General features: G+C 71.4%; 1 protein-coding gene. It reads left to right on the top strand.

Annotated elements, in window-relative coordinates; translation table 11 throughout:
• A partial coding sequence (locus AX750_RS24520; RefSeq protein WP_245282513.1) for a methyl-accepting chemotaxis protein occupies positions 1-549 on the top strand: 549 nt, incomplete at both ends.

Here is a 549-nt window from a genome sequence, read left to right as displayed (position 1 = left end):
TGACCTCCTCGGAGGTCGGGCTCGCCGCCCGCGAGATCAACATGGGCGCCGACGATCTGTCCAAGCGCACCGAGGAGCAGGCCTCGAGCCTGGAGGAGACCGCGGCGACGACGGAGCAGCTGGCGGCCTCCGTCAAGGCGACCGCCCAGGCCTCGCGCCAGGCGGCCGCGATCGCGACGGAGGCGATGGGGGCGGCGCAGAACGGCGGCTCGATCGCCGGCCAGGCGGTCGACGCGATGGCGCGCATCGAGAGCGCCTCGCAGAAGATCTCGGACATCATCCGCGTGATCGACGACATCGCCTTCCAGACCAATCTGCTGGCGCTGAATGCCGCGGTCGAAGCCGCTCGCGCCGGCGATGCCGGCAAGGGCTTCGCCGTCGTGGCCTCGGAGGTTCGGACCCTCGCCCAGCGCTCGGGCGCCGCGGCGAAGGACATCTCGGCGCTTATCTCCTCCTCGAACACCGAAGTCGGCGAAGGCGTGAAGCTGGTGCGGCAGGCCGGCGAGGCGCTGGAGCAGATCCTCGGCGCCTCGCAGAAGGTCGCCGCGA

Source organism: Methylobacterium sp. CCH7-A2, assembly GCF_001557075.1.
GTDB classification, from domain to species: domain Bacteria; phylum Pseudomonadota; class Alphaproteobacteria; order Rhizobiales; family Beijerinckiaceae; genus Allobosea; species Allobosea massiliensis.
The sequence above is the reverse complement of the archived record's forward strand: the minus strand, read 5'-3'. Positions and strand labels throughout refer to the sequence as shown.